Annotated in this window: 1 protein-coding gene; it reads right to left on the reverse strand. The window is 70.0% G+C overall.

The window, feature by feature from the left end:
- Nucleotides 1-1,055 (reverse strand): IS110 family RNA-guided transposase (locus IE107_RS34440; protein WP_189548270.1); only part of this gene is annotated, 1,055 nt, incomplete at its 3' end.
- Nucleotides 1,056-1,231 lie beyond the last annotated feature (176 nt).

Here is a 1,231-nt window from a genome sequence, read left to right on the forward strand (position 1 = left end):
GGATCGGCGTTCATGCAGGCGAAGGCGGAGAGGAACATGGCGCGTTTGAGCTGCCGGTTTCCGCCTCGGGGTGCGTGTTCGCCGTGGATCGAGGTGCCGGACTGCCGGGTGGTGGGGGCGAGGCCGGCGTAGGAGGCGAGGTGGGCGGCGGTGGGGAAGCCGGTGCCGTCGCCGACGGTGACCAGCAGCACTGCGGCGGTCCTGACACCGACGCCGGGCATCGAGGTCAGGACCGGGGAAAGAGGGTGTGCCTCCAGCAGGGCGTTGATCTGGGCTTCCAGAGCCCGGCGCTGAGTGTGGACGGCGGCGAGCGAGGCGGCCAGGGAGGGCACGACAATGTCGAGGGTGCCGGTGCCGGGCACGACGACGGTTTGTTCGTCGAGTGCGTCGAAGACGTCGTCGATGAGCCGGGTGGCCATGCGTGGGGCCTTGGGCCGGATGAGCTCGATGAGTCTGCGGCGGCCGGCTTTGCGCAGGGCGGCCGGGGAGCCGTGGCGCTCCAGGAGCCAGGTCACGGCCTGGTGGTCGAGGCGTGGTCCGAGGACGCGCTCCAGCGAGGGGTGGAACTGGGTGAGCAGGCCGCGTATCCGGTTGCTTGTGCGGGTGGCCTCGGACGCGAGGTCCTGGTCGAACCCGACGAGGACGGTGAGTTCGGCGGTGATCTCGTCGGTCAGTTCCAGGGAGCGCAGGGTGTGCGGCATGGTGCGGGCGGCGTCCGCGATCACGGCCGCGTCCTTCGCGTCCGTCTTGGCCTCGCCCGGGTAGAGGTCAGCGATCCGCCGCATGGCCAGGCCTGGCAGGTATGCGACCTTGCAGCCCGCATCCCGGGCCACGGTCAGCGGAAGTGCGCCGATGGAGGCCGGCTGATCCACGATGACCAGCACCGTGCCGAACTTCGCGGACAGCTTGTCGAACACAGCCCGCAGCCTCGGCTCGCTGTTGGGCAGGGACTTGTCGAAGACCTTCTTCCCGGCCGGAGTCAGCCCGTGGCCGTGGTGGGCTGTCTTGCCGACGTCCAGGCCGAGGAACACACCCACGTCTTCGGTGTCGAACATTGCGCCCTTCCAGGGTTGTTGAACGTGCCGGCCTCGGAGCTGGTGTCGTACGCGCGCATCCACGTTATGCAGACCTGCCGCCCGCGAGCTGTCCGGCGTTGCGCCGGGCCGGGCGGTGGCCGGACCTCTGATCAGCGTCTCCGACGGCACCTTCCGGGCCCGGTGACACCACCCCC

It is taken from the genome of Streptomyces gelaticus (assembly GCF_014649535.1).
In the GTDB taxonomy this organism is placed as follows: domain Bacteria; phylum Actinomycetota; class Actinomycetes; order Streptomycetales; family Streptomycetaceae; genus Streptomyces; species Streptomyces gelaticus.